Below are 15025 nucleotides of genomic sequence, written 5' to 3' on the forward strand. Positions count from 1 at the left end.
TCCAGATGAAATGCGCGAAATATTAAGAAATATTGAAAAAAAGTAAAAAAAATAAAAATAATTTAGGATTTTTGCCTCCTTTTTACGTATGTATATATATAGGAGGTTTTTTATATGGAAACTTTTACAGAATTAGAAGAGAAGATTGACAAGAAACAAACGATTCAAAACATGAAAAAAGAAATGGAACAGTTGTACTATTTCACAGGTAGAAATTATTCTGATATAGAAGCGTTCTACGTGCGTGAAACTGAGGCAGTGTATGATGTGGGAAAGGAAGGTGAAAAGAAAAAACAATTGTTACATCGGTCAAATACATTTGCAAATGAAATTATGAAATTCATGAAAAAGCTGCCGGAAAAAGAACAGAAGGTATTGGATGCGTTATATGTGTGTCATCTTGATAGAAAAATGGCCTGCAAAAAATTACATATCACAAATGCAACCCTGCGCAGAAGAAATCAGGATGGATTATATCACCTAGCCATATTGATGCGCCGCTTCGTGTTGAAGGAAACCTAGGATTGTTGTGTCTGCTTAGGGATTATGGTATAATTACCAAGTGTTGGAGGTGCGTTATGAAAGTTTTATTGTATTTTGAAGGTGAAAAAGTAATCAGCAAATCAGGTATAGGCAGGGCAATGAAGCATCAGATGGCTGCATTGACATCTCAAAACATTGAGTATACCTTAAATCCTGATGATGATTTTGATATTCTGCATATTAATACGATTGGTCCCAATAGTTCTACAATCATTCGTAAAGCAAGAAATAAAGGCAAAAAAGTAATTTATCATGCACATAGTACGGAAGAAGATTTCCGTAATTCTTTCATGTTAAGTAATCAGATTGCGCCGTTGTTTAAAAAACGTTTAGTTCATTTATACAGCAAGGCAGATCGTATCATAACGCCGACTCCTTATTCAAAAAAACTGATTGAAAGCTATGGTATAAAACTTCCTGTGCATGCGATCAGTAATGGAATCGATTTGAATAAATTTAACTATAACGAAGATAAAATCAAAGCATTCAGAGAATATTTTCAATTAAAAGAAGATGAAAAAGTAGTTATCTGTGTAGGATTATTCTTTGTGAGAAAGGGTATTTTGGATTTCATAGAAGTCGCAAAACGCTTACCTGAGTATAAATTTATCTGGTTTGGCCATGTGCCACTATATTCCATTCCCAAACAGATTCGTGATATCGTCACAAAGGATCATCCATCAAATGTGATATTCCCAGGTTATGTCAGCGGTCCTGTGATCGAAGGCGCATATTGTGGCGGGGATGCTTTCTTCTTTCCAAGTATGGAGGAAACAGAAGGAATCGTAGTATTAGAAGCTCTGGCTTCCTATCAACAGGTTATATTGCGTGATATTCCAGTATATGATCCATGGATGCAGGATAAAGTCAACTGTTATATGGGACACAACGTGGAGGAATTCACAAAACTTGTGGATGATGTCGTGAATAAACGTTTACCGGATGTTAGTGAAGAAGGCCGTAAAACAGCCGCAAAACGAAGTATAGAAGAAGTAGGAAAAGAATTGCGCCAGGTTTATGAACTGGTGTTGAAGGATGAAAATGAATAAGCTTCATACCTTTCAGCGTGTTGGAATTAAAATCCAGATATCGTGTTGTCAATAAACAAGACAGGATAGCGTATAGGTTATTGTTTTAGCGTATGTGACAAACTTGTAAGCATAAGATACATACCATCCCACTAGGAAGTATGCTATAATAAAAATGTAGAAAGCACTTAGGCAAAACTATATGTTTACAGTATGGTTTAATACTGTAAGTGAAATAAAGGGAGTTTTATCATGAAAAATTCATTGAAAAGCTACGTCTTGAATTTTTTGGTGATTATCGGATTAACTGTGATTGCACTTTGGTTCGCATTAAAAGACAATTATCAAGAAGTATTGACGTTGATATCTGGTTTAAAATGGTACTGGCTGATCATTATTCTTAGCTGGGGTATGTTGTATTCTTGCGTTGTAGGAAAGATTCTGTCTATATTCGCAAGAAAAAATAAAAAAGGCTATACCACTGTACAAGGTATTCAGAATGGACTTGTCGGCAGTTTTTTTAGTGGAATTACCCCAAGTTCTACAGGAGGCCAGTTTGCACAGGCGTATATCTTTAAAAAACAAGGCATAAAATTCAGTGATGGTGCCAGTATTTTATGGGCGGATTTCATTGTATATCAGACAACGATGATGGGGTATGTAACCGTGTTGTTCTTGCTTCGTTATACCCATTATGTACAAATGATTGGTGGACCGTTATTGTTTTTGATATTGGTTGGATATATTATCAATTTATGTGTTATCAGTATTTTATGGACAATGGCATTGTTTCCAAAGATGTATGTAAAGCTTAGCAACTTATGTGTAAAATTATTAGCAAAGCTGCATATTGTGAAAGATAAAGATAAAACACTGGCATCATGGGGTGCGCAGGTAACATCTTTTACAGAAGAAATTCAAAAGTTAAAAAATGAAAAAAAGATGATCATACAATCAGTATTATGGAATATCGTGCGAATGACCATTCAGTTTATGCTGCCATGGTTTATCGCCAATGCTCTGGGTTATTCTTTGGGCATAGATCGTTTGGTTGATTGTCTGGCATTATCCAGCTTCGTATTGATGGCAAATGCTTTCATTCCGATACCTGGAGCAAGCGGGGGAACCGAATTTGTCTTTACACAGTTATATGGACAGATGATCGCAGATGGCGCTATCACCAGTGGTATTATGATTTTATGGCGTTTTTCAACCTATCATTTGGTTATGTTGGTAGGCGCAGTCATATTTGTCTATCTGAAACAGAAATATAGTAAAGAAAGTTATGAACATGATATAAAATAATAAGAGGAGGTCCTGGTATGAGAATTGGATTATTTACCGATACATACACACCGGATATCAATGGGGTTGTTAGTAGTATTGTGACCCTGCAAAGAGAATTGGAAAAAAACGGACACGAAGTATTCGTCATTACAAATCATAAGGCTAGAACCATGAAGCGTGAAGGAAACGTTTTGCGCTTACCGGGTCTGGAATTAAAATGGCTGTATGGTTATAAACTTTCAACACCATTTCATTTTGCGGCAAGAGATGAAGTAAAAAAGATGAATCTGGATGTCATTCATGTACATACCGAATTTGGTGTTGGCTTTTTTGCACGAATCGTTGCGAAAAACCTAAATATACCAGTGGTATCCACTTATCATACAATGTATGAAGATTACACGCATTATGTAAATTTATTCGGTTTTGAAGAAGTAGATAAGATGACAAAACGTATTGTATCTACATTCAGCCGTTCTATTTCAGATAATGTACAGGCAGTTATTTCACCTAGTGAAAAAACCAAAGAAAAATTATTAAAATATGGTGTAAAAACACCAATTTATGTTATTCCAACAGGACTTGATTTTTCTATGTTCGATATGCGTCAGATTCAAATGGATACAATCACAAGTATCCGTAAAGCATATGGTATACAAGAGGATGATAAACTTATCGTTTATCTGGGAAGAATCGCAGAAGAAAAAAGTATTGATATACCAATCGAAGGCTTTCGCTATGTAGAAGATGAACATATCAAACTAATGATTGTTGGCGATGGTCCTCAGTTAGATGATTACCGCGAGCTTGCGAAAAAATATCATTTAGAAGATAAAGTGATTTTCACAGGCAAGAAAAGTCGTGAAGAAGTGCCACAATATTATGCATGTGCAGATTGTTTTGTGTCTGCTTCATTGAGTGAAACACAGGGTATGACATTTATTGAAGCACTGGCTTGTGGTCTTCCTGTCTTTGCTAGACCAGATGATGTATTAAAAGATTTGGTTGTGGAAGGTGTTAGTGGCTATTTGTTTGAAACACCACAGGAATTTGCGAAGAAATTAACAGCATTTTTCGCAATGACAAAGGAAGCACAACAGGAAATGAAGAATAAAGCGAGAGCATTTGTGGACAAATACGATTCACGTGTATTCTATCAAAAGGTATTAAGCGTATATTATCAGGCAATTGATGATTATCAGCATGCTTATGAAGTTGTGAAAATTAAAAATCTGGATGATTATGTACGCATCTATGTAGAAAATGACAGCGAGGATCAGCCTTTAAAAATTCTGGTTTCTCTGGATGACTACTTTTTATATAAAATTCGTATTGGCACAATGCTTGATCGTTATACAGTGGATGAATTCCGTCATAAAGAAATTATGCTGGAAGCTTATCGTGCTGCAATACGCAAGCTGAAAATTCGTGATTATACACGAAAAGAAATGCAGATTTATTTCAATCGTCTGCCAGGGCTTGCTAATGAAGATGTAGAAGCATTATTGTGTGAACTGGAAGAAAAAGGTTATATCAATGATCAGCTGTATCTTCAGGAAAAGATTGAAAAAATGCAGTTTTCACTTATGGGAAAAGGCAATATTAGAAGAACATTAATGAATAAAGGTATCGCAAGAGAAGATATCGATCAGGCATTAGATGCACTGGATGATGAAGAAGAAAGCCAGAAGGCGATACAGATGGCAGAAAAACTGATGGCAACCATCAAAGATAAATCCAAGAAGATGAAGAAACAGACGATTGTGAAAAAGCTGATCAACCTTGGATATGATAGTGATGTCGCATTATCTGCCAGTGAAAACTTAAATTTTGAGGATGAAGATGATCACTCTGCTCTGATTAAGACAATTCAAAAAGCACAGCGAAACTATGCAAGAAAGTATCAGGGAAAAGATTTACGCAATAAAATCATTCTGTATTGTATGCAGAAAGGATTTGTCAGAGAAGATGTCATCAACCAGTTAGAAGAAATGGAGGAAAACGATGAAGATTCAGGAATTGAATGATGGATATAAAGGCAGTATTACGGTTTTAATCACCAATCTAAATCGTGGTGTTACAGCCAAAGGAGCGCCTTATCTGTCTTTTACCTTTCAAGACAAGACTGGTACGATGGAAGCCAAATATTGGAATGTAAAAGAAGAAGAAATTGATCTATACAGCAATGGGATGCTGGTAGAGGCAACAGGTGATGTATTATCTCATAAAAAAATGTTACAGTTTCGTGTAAGCAAACTGGAGATTCTGGATATGAGTGAAATAGATATTTATGATTATGTAAAAACAAGTGCTTTAACAAAAGAAGAATTGAAATCTAGAATTGATGAGAAAATCAATGGTATTGATAATGCAATCATCAAAACGATGGTAATGGAAATCATGAAAGAAAACGAAAAAGATTTCTATGAATATCCTGCCGCTACGAAAAATCATCATGATTTTGTTGGAGGACTGGCGACTCATGTTTTGGGAATGCTGGAATTAGGACACTCTATTTGTGCGCTGTATCCAATGTTAAATGAGGACCTGTTGGCAGGTGGCATTATTTTACATGATATTGGGAAATTAACGGAATTAAATAAAGCGATTATCAGTGAATATACAAAGACAGGAAAACTGCTTGGACATATTTCAATTATGCAGGCAATGGTCTATGAAAAAGCAAAACAGCTGGGATATGAAAATGAAGAAGAAATTCTATTACTGCGTCATATGATTTTATCTCATCATGGGGTATACGAATATGGTTCACCAGTATTGCCAATGATTCCGGAAGCAGAAATCCTGCATTTGATAGATAATATCGATGCACGTATGAGTACATTAGATAAAGCGATGAATAATGTAATGCCTGGTGAATTTACACCAAGAATCTTCGCAATGGAAAATCGTAATTTCTATAAAACAACATTAAAAAATAAAAAAGATTAAGATGAAGAAAGTCATATGGTATATACTGTATGACTTTTTTTAAAGGGATGCTTACAAAATTTACATGTAAAAGATTTTCGTGGATTTTGCTTTTTAAATCAGCAGTTTCATGTTATAGTAATGCATGAGGTGTTGAAAATGAAAATTGGATTTGTATCACTTGGATGTAGTAAAAACTTAGTAGACAGTGAAAAAATCATGGGCATGCTAAAAGAAGGCAGCCATGAAATGGTGAGTGATCCTGCACAGGCAGAAGCAATCATAATAAATACATGTGGATTTATCAATCCAGCAAAAGAAGAAGCGATTTCTACCATCTTCAAAATGGCAGAATATAAGAAATATAACTGTAAGAAGCTAATTGTTGTTGGATGTCTTGCACAGCGTTATAAAGAGGCTTTGATTGAAGATATTCCGGAAATCGATGCAGTCATCAGTATTCGAGAATATCCCCATATCCATGAAATACTTGGACAATTATTGGATGGACATGATCTTGTCAGTTATGCGAAAGCAGAACGTCTGGTAAGCAGTAAGCCATGGACAGCTTATCTTAAGATTGCGGAAGGATGTTCTAATCATTGTACCTATTGTGCGATTCCATTGATTCGTGGGGATAATGTTACATTTCCTATGGAACAATTGATAGAAGAAGCGAAGCAATTAGCTGCACGTGGTGTCAAAGAGCTTGTATTAATTGCACAGGATACTACCAAATATGGTGTAGATTTATATGGCAAACGTTCTTTGTTGCCATTACTACAGAAACTGCATGAAATTGAAGGATTCCATTGGATTCGTATCTTATATATGTATCCGGATGAAATAGATGATGAATTGATCGAAGGTATGGCAAAACTTCCAAAGGTATTACCTTATTTTGATATTCCAATGCAGCATGCGAATCATCGTATGCTGACGGCTATGAATCGAAGAGGCACAAAAGAAGATGTATTGAAACTTATTAAAAAAATACGTGAAACTTTTGAAGAGCCAACACTACGTACCACATTTATTGTTGGATTCCCTGGTGAAACAGATGAAGAATTTGAAGAACTAAAACAGTTTGTGAAAGATGTACATTGGGATCGTATGGGTTCATTTACATATTCTCCTGAAGAAGATACACCGGCATTCGATATGGATGGTGCAATTGATGAAGAAATCAAAGACCAGCGTTTAGATGAGTTGATGCAGCTGCAGCAAGAAGTATCCTTTGCGAACCAACAGAAAATGATTGGGAAAACCTTAGAGGTTTTGGTTGAAGATCAGGATGGATTACGTGGCGTATATCGTGGCAGAAGCGTACATGATGCGCCAGATGAAGTTGATGGTGTGGTATTGTTTACAAGTGAGCGTGCCATCAACTTTGGAGAATTTGTAAAAGTAAAAATTACGGAAGCAATGACACATGATCTAAAAGGAGTGGAAGTGTGTTAAAAGGCTTTGATCCAATTATCGCACCATATCCTTATGTGATGATCTTAGGCTCTATGCCAAGTGTGACATCATTAGAAAAACAAGAATATTATGGCTTTAAGCATAATCGTTTCTGGAAAATTATGAATCAGATGTTTCAAATGCCAATTGATACCTATGAACAAAAAAAGCAGATCATCTTGACACATCATATGATTTTATGGGATGTGATAGGAGAATGTGAGCGGGAAGGCAGCCTGGATAGTGCGATTCGTCATGAAAAAGTAAATGATATTGCATATCTGATACAAGCACATCCAACCATTCGCATGGTGATCTGCAATGGTAAAAAAAGCTATGATTTATACCAAAAGCATTTTCATGCCATACAGATTCCATGTATGTATTTACCAAGTACCAGTAATGCCAATCGAACAATCAAGGAACAAGCTTTGTTTGAGGCATGGAAGCAGGCATTCAAAAAGGCAGATATCCTTTAAAGGGTATCTGCCTTTTTGTTAGTTACAAGTAAATTTTTGTTTTTTTAGGTTGCTGATACTTTGATTATAATCAATCTCTAGTTTATCGCCTTCTAGTTTTTGATTGGTGACTTTACCATAATCGGTTGCGCTAACTTTAGAAAAATCAAAGGTTATAACTTCAGTGTAAAGATTGTTTTTATCAATACCGGCTTCATAGCTGATGCCTTTCATATCTTTATATTTTTCTTTGTTTTCCTTAATTGTAGCCTCTACCTTTTTTTGCATATCCTTATCATCTTTATCAAGTGTTGCACTGACCGTCTGCTTTTGAGATTTTACAACATCACCTGCATAAGTAATATCCTGTGTGGTGGTAAATGTGATATCACCTGATTTCTGTTCCATTGTACACTTTGTTGTTTTCTGGGGTTCTTCCTTTTTATCAGATCCACATCCGCTTAAACATAACAGAATTAAAGCGGAGCATAATAATTTTTTCATATTGTCCCTACTTTCTATTGACGCTATTGTATCATATGCATTTACAGGATGAAAGTTTTATTTGATTTTCAATTTACGTTTTACATAATAATGCTTTGTGATTTTCAATACATTTTCTAATTCCATCTGGAAAGGTTCCCAATACAGATCTTCTCGTGCCAGTGTTGGCGCAATCTTCATAACTAGAAAATCTTCTAACTTTTCAGCAGCTACATCTGAATATTTCATACGATAATATTCATGGAACTGCGTAACATGCTGGGGAAAACGCTTTGGATATCTGACTTCTTTAAGAATCGCTGGATCAGGTTTGGTATCCAATAATGTACAAATCGTATTTGCTATAAGGGCTGCCGGCAGATAATGATAATCATCCTGATCTGCTAGTTCTACAAAGAAAGGATATGCCTGTTCATATTCTTTATCTTCCAAATATAACATACCACATTGGTATAAAGATTGAAGATATTTATTTTTATGCAGCTGGTCTTTGTGTTCTCTTACCAGTTTGAACAGCTTCTGTTGATAGATGTTATTTTGATTTTTCTGTAATTCAACATACAATAAAGCCATTGCATCATAAACATCCAGCAAACGATTGTAATTTTCAGTTTCAATAAAGATACGTTCCAGCTCTAAAGAATCCCTAAAACAGTCTAAATACCAACCACGGTAAAAATGCATATAGGAACGATTCAGTATATTTAAAGGTGTATCACTTTCATTGATCTTTAAAAATTCAAAGATTTCCTGCTCCTTTTTCGCATTTCTTGTACGATGAACGGTATATGTAAATAACATATCTTTAATGATTTCTTTTAAAGGCTTAGTGAAAATATCTAATAATGCCATATATTTATCAAACTGTTCTTCACTCATATCACTACATTTCGCATAATAATTGGGAATTAAATCACATAAATCAAGAATTTCTTTTACAAAAATGTCACTACTGTCTGTTGGTAACAGTTTCTTGATTTTTAAAGCTGTTTTTTGTAGATTATGAATGTGATAAAATGTGACATCATGTAAAAGCTGCTCAAATAATGGCTGAAGATTCGCCCAGAATGCTGGATCATATTCAATGGTTGCTCCAATCTGATGTAATAAATAGATATAAATAGAATCGCTTTTGATTGGATGCAGATTTTCAATACGACTGTAGGAATCCATGGAACAAATCAATGCATTATTATAAGTGATAAAATCTTTTTGTTTCATTTTCAACTGTTTACGATAATATTTCAATAGTACCGCTATACAGTTCTTTACATTTTTATTTAAACGAAAATCTCTAGGGTACATTTTCTCTCCTCCAAATACTCTTTTATATTATATCACGTTATTAATTATAGGTGACAAAATATGTAAAAAAAGAAGTTTTTTTACATGAAAATTGTGCTATAATCATTACCAATAAAAGAAAGGGGAATATTTTTATGGAAATATGCGTTTGTGAAAATGAGCAGCAGCTGATACAGCTGGCAGAAACAGCAAAGGAAATCTGGAATGAATATTTTATTTCCATCATTACACAGGAGCAAATTGACTACATGGTAGAAAAATTTCAAAGCTATCCTGCCTTGGAAAAAGCAATCAATGAAGAGCATTATACATATTTTTTAGCCTATGAAGGAAAAGAGCTGATTGGCTTTTGTGGAGTAAAGCCTGAGAAAGAACGTTTGTTTTTAAGTAAGCTGTATCTGAAAAAAGCGTATCGTGGAAAAGGATATGCCAGCACATTACTGAAACAGGCCATTGCCTTTGCGAAAGAATCAAAGCTGGATAAAATCTATCTGACATGTAATAAGTTTAATACCCATTCCTTAGATGTATATAAGAAAAAAGGCTTCTATGAAATCGATGCTGTACAAACTGATATCGGTCATGGCTTTATCATGGATGATTATATTCTACAACTAGATATCGCTTAAAAGCACATTTGTGCTTTTTCTTTACGCGTTTTTTAAGAAGCTACATACCTTAAGGTAGGAGGTAATGTGTATGACAAAACTGCTAGGGATTGATGTGTCAGAACATAATGGTGTCATCAATTGGGATACAATCAAAAAAGGTGGTATCAAATTTGCGATTATCCGTTCAAGTTATGGACACTTTGTAGAAGATCGACAGTTTCGCCGCAATGTAAAAGAATGTGAACGTGTGCATATGCCATATGGCTTGTATCATTATTCTTATGTGGCAACGGATCAAGAAATGAGAGAAGAAGCATCAGGCTTTATCCGATTATGTAAAAGCTGTAAACCATCCTATCCATGCTTTATCGATATGGAGGATGCTGATGGATGGAAGGCCAGTCATCATGTAAGTGATGCAATGAATGTGAAGGTTTGTTACTATACCTGTTCTGAATTAGAAGCAAATGGTTTTTATGCTGGTATTTATGCCAATCTGGATTGGTGGAATAATCATCTAAACTCAAGTACATTAGATCGTTTTGATAAATGGGTAGCACAATGGGCAAGTGTAAATACGTATACCAAGCCTTATCAAATGTGGCAGTTTACAAGCGATGGTCGTGTTGATGGCTATACTGGTCGCTTAGATATGGATTATAGTTTTGTGGATTATGAAAAACTGATCACTTCTATGGGATTTAACGGTTATCATAAAGATGGAAATAAACCAGAGAATCATCCTCCGATAACTACCCATCCTGCTAGACCAAGATACAGCGTTGGAGATAAAATCGCATTTAAAGGATTATGGACCCAAAGTAATGGTGGGAATTGGTATCCTGTAAAAAATCTTGCGATCAAAGAAGGAATCATTACTAAGATTTTATATGGGACACAGCATCCTTATCTGATCAATCATAATGTTGGATGGGCAAATGATGATGTTGTGATTCATCAAGAAAGCAATCGTTTTAAAATCGGTGACAAGGTTTCTTTTGATGGGCTATGGACCCAAAGCAACGGCGGGGTATATTATCCAAGCAGCTCATTGTTAGTAAAACAGGGAAGAATCACCAGTATCGCCAAAGGTGCAAAACATCCTTATCTGATTAATGAAAATGTTGGATGGGCACAAGAAAGTGCATTGCATCATATATAAAAAAACTGCGCATGGAATGGTCGTTTCCACAGCGCAATTTTTTTACTTAAGACATTACAGCATACATGTCTTCCATGATGGTATCAAATTCTTCTTTTGACATCAGGGAACAATAGTAAGACTGAATCATGAGGCGCAAGGTATGCTGGAACTGCTCCAGTGTATCTGCGCTTTCTTTATGTACCTGAATTTGATGAATGAAGTCATCTACCCATAAATCAAAATCGGACATTACCATAATTGCATTTTTGTTAAAATTATCGTCGAAATAAATCATGTTCTGTTGCATAATGTGTTTCCTCCTTTGTTTTTATCTGATGTTATTATACAGTTATGATGTTGCAGAATAGCACGAGTTTTGTCGAATAATGAAGAAGATAGAAAAACTTTTGTATACGATTGTATATTTGTTTTGATTTTGGGAACAATTGTTTTTAAATGGTAGAATCGATCAGTAAACAACAAATAGCTATATAAAAATTATAGCTTTTTTCATGAATGGTATTGCATTTTCACCATTTTCTGTTATAATAATCTAGCAGTTGGAAAGATGACTTGTTAGCTCAGCTGGCAGAGCAACTGACTCTTAATCAGTGGGTCCAGGGTTCGATTCCCTGACAGGTCACCATTTATAAAATAAACCTTTTGACAGGGAATGTTGAAAGGTTTTTTTTTACTCTGGAACCACTTTCTATATCATATGAAATATGTGTTTTTATGGTATCTCCACAATCATTGTAGAAAGGTGTCACATTTTGTTGTATACTTATGATAAAAAGAGAGGTAGATATCGTGTTTTTCAGAAAAAAGAAGAAAGAACCAGAGAATCTTGTAGAAGAAACATCTTTGGTATATCAATATTTATCAGAACTATATGAAGATGGACAAATACAAAATGATGCGTTTGTGATCCCTGAACATCAGATTTATATTTATGCGGATGTTTTAGGAGGAGATGAAACAATGGCACAGGTTGTTTTTCAAATCCATCATGAAAGCCTGGAGGATCCTATCATTGATCCTGTTTGTGGTCTAGGATTAAGCTATGAGGAATGCATTCGTGATGCCTGTGATAATTTCAACCGTCATGATGTGCAATTATTCATAGGTGCATTGGAAAAAGATAAAACCAAAACCGTGATCATCAAAACATTGGAAAATCATGCATTTGATGTATATGAAAGTAAAGTATCTTCTCATGGAAAACGGGAAGGCATTATGCTGGAAAGCTTCTGGGATATGCTGGGAGAACAGATTTTAAAAAGATTAGGCAACAAGCGTTGTTACTGGATTAAAATCTATTGTGCAAAAATGGGAAGAAAGTCTGATATTGAAGTGCGAATCAATGATGTACTTTCTAAAGAATTAAGTGATCTATTAAAAGACTATGTTGGCAATTGGGATTGTATCGATGCATATCATACAGAAAAACAAAGCTTTTTGTTTTATCAAAAAGATGATACTTACACACCACCTGTATTCACAAAGGAACAGATTGTCACATATACAAAAAAAGCAATTCATATGTATGAAAAATGTGAAGATAAAGAGGAGTATAAAAAACTACGTGTTCAGTTGATCAAATTATGCAAAGATGAAAGTCTGGGTATGGAATTGTTTGGGTTTATTCCTGAATTATATTGTAAACACGTATTTAGTGATTTGGAATGTGGAGAACAATTATTTCTCATCAGAAAAGGGGAGCCGACAGTAGAGTTATATCAAAGTCAGGTACGATCTTTCTCATATATAGACGAAACCATTCGAAAATATCTAAAAAATGAAGAACCAAGTCAGGAACTGATTGAACAGATTGCGCAGTTTAGCGCAAATTATCGGGCAATTCAAAAAGCACTAGATGAAGGCGATGATATTAAAGAGCTTTATACACCAGGAATTGGATACTTTGTGAAAGAAAATTATATTTTACGATAAAAAGATTGACATAGTGGAACCACTATGATAAGATAAACAAGCAGAAAAGTTAGTGGAAAGTTAGAAGCACCCCTTCTCACCTGATATCCAAAGGATATGGGTCATAAGCTACATCGATATAGAAGTATTGATATCAGTAGGTTAATCATGCGGGTGCATATAAGTACCCGCTTTTCTTATGGCAACAAATGGAGGTGTCTATTATAAACAAGAAAGTTATTCCTAACAACGTAAACGACGATTTAGTTAATGAAAAGATCAAATTTAAGGAAGTCATGGTCATTGACGCTAATGGTGATAAACTGGGTGTCAAACTTCGTCGTGAAGCTTTACAAATCGCATATGATCAGGATTTGGATCTGTTGTGCGTAGCGCCAAAGGCAGTCCCACCGGTATGTAAGGTGCTGGATTATGGTAAATATCGCTTTGAACAGCAGAAAAAAGCGAAAGAGGCCAAAAAGAAACAGCATGTTACAGAGGTAAAGCCTATCCGTCTATCTCCGGTTATTGATAAACACGATTTTGATACAAAAATGCGTCATGCAAGAGCTTGGATTGAAGATGGTATGAAGGTCAAGGTAGATATGCGTTTTAGAGGACGATTGATTACAAGACTGGAAGTTGGTAAAAAGATTATGAATAACTTTACGGAAGAAATTTCTGATATTGCGACCGTAGAGAAAAAACCGATTCTTGAAGGTAACACAATGTCATGTGTTTTGGCACCGAAAAAGAATAAATAAAAAAATTAGAGGAGGTACTACTTATGCCAAAGATGAAGTCACATAGAGGATTAGCAAAACGAGTTAAAACAACTGGTTCTGGAAAATTAAAAAGAAGTCATGCTTATACTTCTCACCGTTTCCATGGAAAAACACAGAAACAAAAACGTCACTTGAGAAAATCAGGAACTGTTAACAACACAGATTTCAAACGTGTAAAACAGATGCTTGTTAAATAATAGGAGGAAGTAAATATGGCTAGAGTAAAAGGTGGATATACAACACGTCAGAGAAGAAAAAAAGTTATTAAATTAGCAAAAGGTTATTACGGAGCTAAACACATTTTATACAAGACTGCTCACGAGCAGGTAATGCATTCATTTAAATATGCTTACAATGACCGTAAAGATTTAAAACGTAACATGCGTAAGTTATGGATTGCACGTATCAATGCTGCAGCTAGAATGAATGAAATCTCTTATTCAAAATTAATGCACGGATTGAAACTTGCTAACGTAACAATCAACCGTAAGATGTTATCAGAAATCGCTATTCACGATCCTAAAGGATTCACAAAAATCGTTGAAACAGCAAAAGCTGCTTTAGAAAAACAAGCTGCTTAATTTGAGGAATATCTATGGATGACACACGTCATACTTTAAATGAACTTCTGGTAGATTTATTTAACTACATCCTTCTGATTGAGGAGAAGAATCTTCGTGATCAGGGGGTCAAGTTATCCATGACCGAAGTGCATATCCTAGAAGCAATTCAAAAAAGTGAATCCAATATGATGTCCGCAATCGCTAAACGTTTGATGGTAACACAGGGTACGCTTACCGTTTCGACAAGTAAGCTTGTAAAAAAAGGGTATGTAGAAAGAGTCAAGGATGAGAAGGACAAACGTATCGTGCGTCTGACATTAACGGATAAGGCAGAATCGATCATGCAGATCCATAATCAGTTTCATGAGGCAATGATTGAAAAATTATTGAATGAATTGGAACTGGATAAGGAAGAAGAACTGATCAACTCCTTAAAAAATCTAATGAAATTCTTTAAAGAAAAATATTAAGTC

17 protein-coding genes and 1 tRNA gene are annotated in these 15025 nt (G+C 35.0%); 15 read left to right on the plus strand and 3 right to left on the minus strand.

Annotated elements, in window-relative coordinates:
- Positions 1 to 114 precede the first annotated feature (114 nt).
- The 7 genes from DW114_RS07275 to DW114_RS07305 all read left to right on the plus strand — a co-directional run bounded on the left by DW114_RS07275 (position 115) and on the right by DW114_RS07305 (position 7729).
- Positions 115 to 522 carry a hypothetical protein gene (locus DW114_RS07275; RefSeq protein WP_117453117.1) on the plus strand — a complete coding sequence of 136 codons (408 nt, stop codon included), beginning with the start codon at positions 115 to 117 and terminating at the stop codon, positions 520 to 522.
- A 56-nt stretch (positions 523 to 578) separates the two neighbouring features.
- On the plus strand, positions 579 to 1592 hold the full coding sequence (locus DW114_RS07280; protein ID WP_117453118.1) for a glycosyltransferase family 4 protein: 1014 nt from the start codon (positions 579 to 581) through the stop codon (positions 1590 to 1592).
- A gap of 231 nt (positions 1593 to 1823) precedes the next feature.
- Positions 1824 to 2876: a lysylphosphatidylglycerol synthase transmembrane domain-containing protein gene (locus DW114_RS07285; RefSeq protein WP_117453119.1), complete on the plus strand. Its 1053-nt coding sequence runs from the start codon at positions 1824 to 1826 to the stop codon at positions 2874 to 2876.
- A 17-nt stretch (positions 2877 to 2893) separates the two neighbouring features.
- Positions 2894 to 4885 carry a glycosyltransferase gene (locus tag DW114_RS07290; RefSeq protein WP_117453120.1) on the plus strand — a complete coding sequence of 664 codons (1992 nt, stop codon included), beginning with the start codon at positions 2894 to 2896 and terminating at the stop codon, positions 4883 to 4885.
- Entirely contained in the window at positions 4863 to 5810 is a 948-nt protein-coding gene (locus DW114_RS07295; protein WP_117453121.1) for a 3'-5' exoribonuclease YhaM family protein, read from the plus strand. The genes DW114_RS07290 and DW114_RS07295 overlap by 23 nt, the downstream gene beginning before the upstream one ends.
- Positions 5811 to 5948: 138 nt before the next feature.
- Complete coding sequence (rimO, locus tag DW114_RS07300; RefSeq protein WP_117453122.1) at positions 5949 to 7250, plus strand: 30S ribosomal protein S12 methylthiotransferase RimO; 1302 nt, start codon at positions 5949 to 5951, stop codon at positions 7248 to 7250.
- Positions 7244 to 7729 carry a DNA-deoxyinosine glycosylase gene (locus DW114_RS07305; protein WP_117453123.1) on the plus strand — a complete coding sequence of 162 codons (486 nt, stop codon included), beginning with the start codon at positions 7244 to 7246 and terminating at the stop codon, positions 7727 to 7729. Before rimO ends, DW114_RS07305 begins: the two co-directional genes overlap by 7 nt.
- Before the next feature lie 18 nt (positions 7730 to 7747).
- Here the strand turns inward: DW114_RS07305 and DW114_RS07310 are convergent, their stop codons facing one another.
- Both DW114_RS07310 and DW114_RS07315 read right to left on the minus strand, forming a co-directional pair.
- Positions 7748 to 8212: a DUF1307 domain-containing protein gene (locus DW114_RS07310; protein ID WP_117453124.1), complete on the minus strand. Its 465-nt coding sequence runs from the start codon at positions 8210 to 8212 to the stop codon at positions 7748 to 7750.
- Positions 8213 to 8269: 57 nt separating this feature from the next.
- A complete protein-coding gene (locus tag DW114_RS07315; RefSeq protein WP_117453125.1) occupies positions 8270 to 9517 on the minus strand; it encodes a hypothetical protein in 1248 nt (415 codons plus the stop codon).
- Between the two features lie 134 nt (positions 9518 to 9651).
- Here DW114_RS07315 and DW114_RS07320 point away from each other — a divergent pair, with 134 nt between their 5' ends.
- Both DW114_RS07320 and DW114_RS07325 read left to right on the plus strand, forming a co-directional pair.
- A complete protein-coding gene (locus DW114_RS07320) occupies positions 9652 to 10146 on the plus strand; it encodes a GNAT family N-acetyltransferase (protein ID WP_117453126.1) in 495 nt (164 codons plus the stop codon).
- Between the two features lie 70 nt (positions 10147 to 10216).
- A complete protein-coding gene (locus tag DW114_RS07325) occupies positions 10217 to 11290 on the plus strand; it encodes a glycoside hydrolase family 25 protein (RefSeq protein WP_233511355.1) in 1074 nt (357 codons plus the stop codon).
- Positions 11291 to 11336: 46 nt separating this feature from the next.
- On the opposite strand, the gene DW114_RS07330 is transcribed toward DW114_RS07325, so the two are convergent.
- On the minus strand, positions 11337 to 11579 hold the full coding sequence (locus DW114_RS07330) for a hypothetical protein (protein WP_117453128.1): 243 nt from the start codon (positions 11577 to 11579) through the stop codon (positions 11337 to 11339).
- A 263-nt stretch (positions 11580 to 11842) separates the two neighbouring features.
- On the opposite strand from DW114_RS07330, the gene DW114_RS07335 reads away from it, so the two are divergent.
- The 6 genes from DW114_RS07335 to DW114_RS07360 all read left to right on the plus strand — a co-directional run bounded on the left by DW114_RS07335 (position 11843) and on the right by DW114_RS07360 (position 15022).
- A tRNA-Lys gene (locus DW114_RS07335) sits at positions 11843 to 11918 on the plus strand.
- Between the two features lie 164 nt (positions 11919 to 12082).
- The gene (locus DW114_RS07340) at positions 12083 to 13225 is read left to right on the plus strand and encodes a DUF6348 family protein (RefSeq protein ID WP_117453129.1); all 1143 of its coding nucleotides are present in this window, start codon (positions 12083 to 12085) and stop codon (positions 13223 to 13225) included.
- Between the two features lie 188 nt (positions 13226 to 13413).
- Positions 13414 to 13968, plus strand: a complete 555-nt coding sequence (gene infC, locus DW114_RS07345; protein WP_117453130.1) for a translation initiation factor IF-3 — start codon at positions 13414 to 13416, stop codon at positions 13966 to 13968.
- Between the two features lie 23 nt (positions 13969 to 13991).
- Positions 13992 to 14186: a 50S ribosomal protein L35 gene (gene rpmI / locus DW114_RS07350; RefSeq protein WP_117453131.1), complete on the plus strand. Its 195-nt coding sequence runs from the start codon at positions 13992 to 13994 to the stop codon at positions 14184 to 14186.
- A gap of 15 nt (positions 14187 to 14201) precedes the next feature.
- Positions 14202 to 14570: a 50S ribosomal protein L20 gene (gene rplT / locus DW114_RS07355; RefSeq protein ID WP_117453132.1), complete on the plus strand. Its 369-nt coding sequence runs from the start codon at positions 14202 to 14204 to the stop codon at positions 14568 to 14570.
- 14 nt (positions 14571 to 14584) lie between these two features.
- Entirely contained in the window at positions 14585 to 15022 is a 438-nt protein-coding gene (locus tag DW114_RS07360; RefSeq protein WP_117453133.1) for a MarR family winged helix-turn-helix transcriptional regulator, read from the plus strand.
- The last annotated feature ends 3 nt before the right edge of the window (positions 15023 to 15025 follow it).

This window comes from Absiella sp. AM09-50, from assembly GCF_003433845.1.
GTDB lineage: Bacteria > Bacillota_I > Bacilli_A > Erysipelotrichales > Erysipelotrichaceae > Hoskinsella > Hoskinsella hominis.

What these genes read in the sequence shown, in the direction of transcription:
- DW114_RS07275 (WP_117453117.1), top strand. Translation starts at nt 115, where the DNA reads ATGGAAACTTTTACAGAATTAGAAGAGAAGATTGACAAGAAACAAACG.
- DW114_RS07280 (WP_117453118.1), top strand. Translation starts at nt 579, where the DNA reads ATGAAAGTTTTATTGTATTTTGAAGGTGAAAAAGTAATCAGCAAATCA.
- DW114_RS07285 (WP_117453119.1), top strand. Translation starts at nt 1,824, where the DNA reads ATGAAAAATTCATTGAAAAGCTACGTCTTGAATTTTTTGGTGATTATC.
- DW114_RS07290 (WP_117453120.1), top strand. Translation starts at nt 2,894, where the DNA reads ATGAGAATTGGATTATTTACCGATACATACACACCGGATATCAATGGG.
- DW114_RS07295 (WP_117453121.1), top strand. Translation starts at nt 4,863, where the DNA reads ATGAAGATTCAGGAATTGAATGATGGATATAAAGGCAGTATTACGGTT.
- rimO (WP_117453122.1), top strand. Translation starts at nt 5,949, where the DNA reads ATGAAAATTGGATTTGTATCACTTGGATGTAGTAAAAACTTAGTAGAC.
- DW114_RS07310 (WP_117453124.1), bottom strand. Translation starts at nt 8,212, where the DNA reads ATGAAAAAATTATTATGCTCCGCTTTAATTCTGTTATGTTTAAGCGGA.
- DW114_RS07315 (WP_117453125.1), bottom strand. Translation starts at nt 9,517, where the DNA reads ATGTACCCTAGAGATTTTCGTTTAAATAAAAATGTAAAGAACTGTATA.
- DW114_RS07320 (WP_117453126.1), top strand. Translation starts at nt 9,652, where the DNA reads ATGGAAATATGCGTTTGTGAAAATGAGCAGCAGCTGATACAGCTGGCA.
- DW114_RS07325 (WP_233511355.1), top strand. Translation starts at nt 10,217, where the DNA reads ATGACAAAACTGCTAGGGATTGATGTGTCAGAACATAATGGTGTCATC.
- DW114_RS07330 (WP_117453128.1), bottom strand. Translation starts at nt 11,579, where the DNA reads ATGCAACAGAACATGATTTATTTCGACGATAATTTTAACAAAAATGCA.
- infC (WP_117453130.1), top strand. Translation starts at nt 13,414, where the DNA reads ATGGAGGTGTCTATTATAAACAAGAAAGTTATTCCTAACAACGTAAAC.
- rpmI (WP_117453131.1), top strand. Translation starts at nt 13,992, where the DNA reads ATGCCAAAGATGAAGTCACATAGAGGATTAGCAAAACGAGTTAAAACA.
- rplT (WP_117453132.1), top strand. Translation starts at nt 14,202, where the DNA reads ATGGCTAGAGTAAAAGGTGGATATACAACACGTCAGAGAAGAAAAAAA.
- DW114_RS07360 (WP_117453133.1), top strand. Translation starts at nt 14,585, where the DNA reads ATGGATGACACACGTCATACTTTAAATGAACTTCTGGTAGATTTATTT.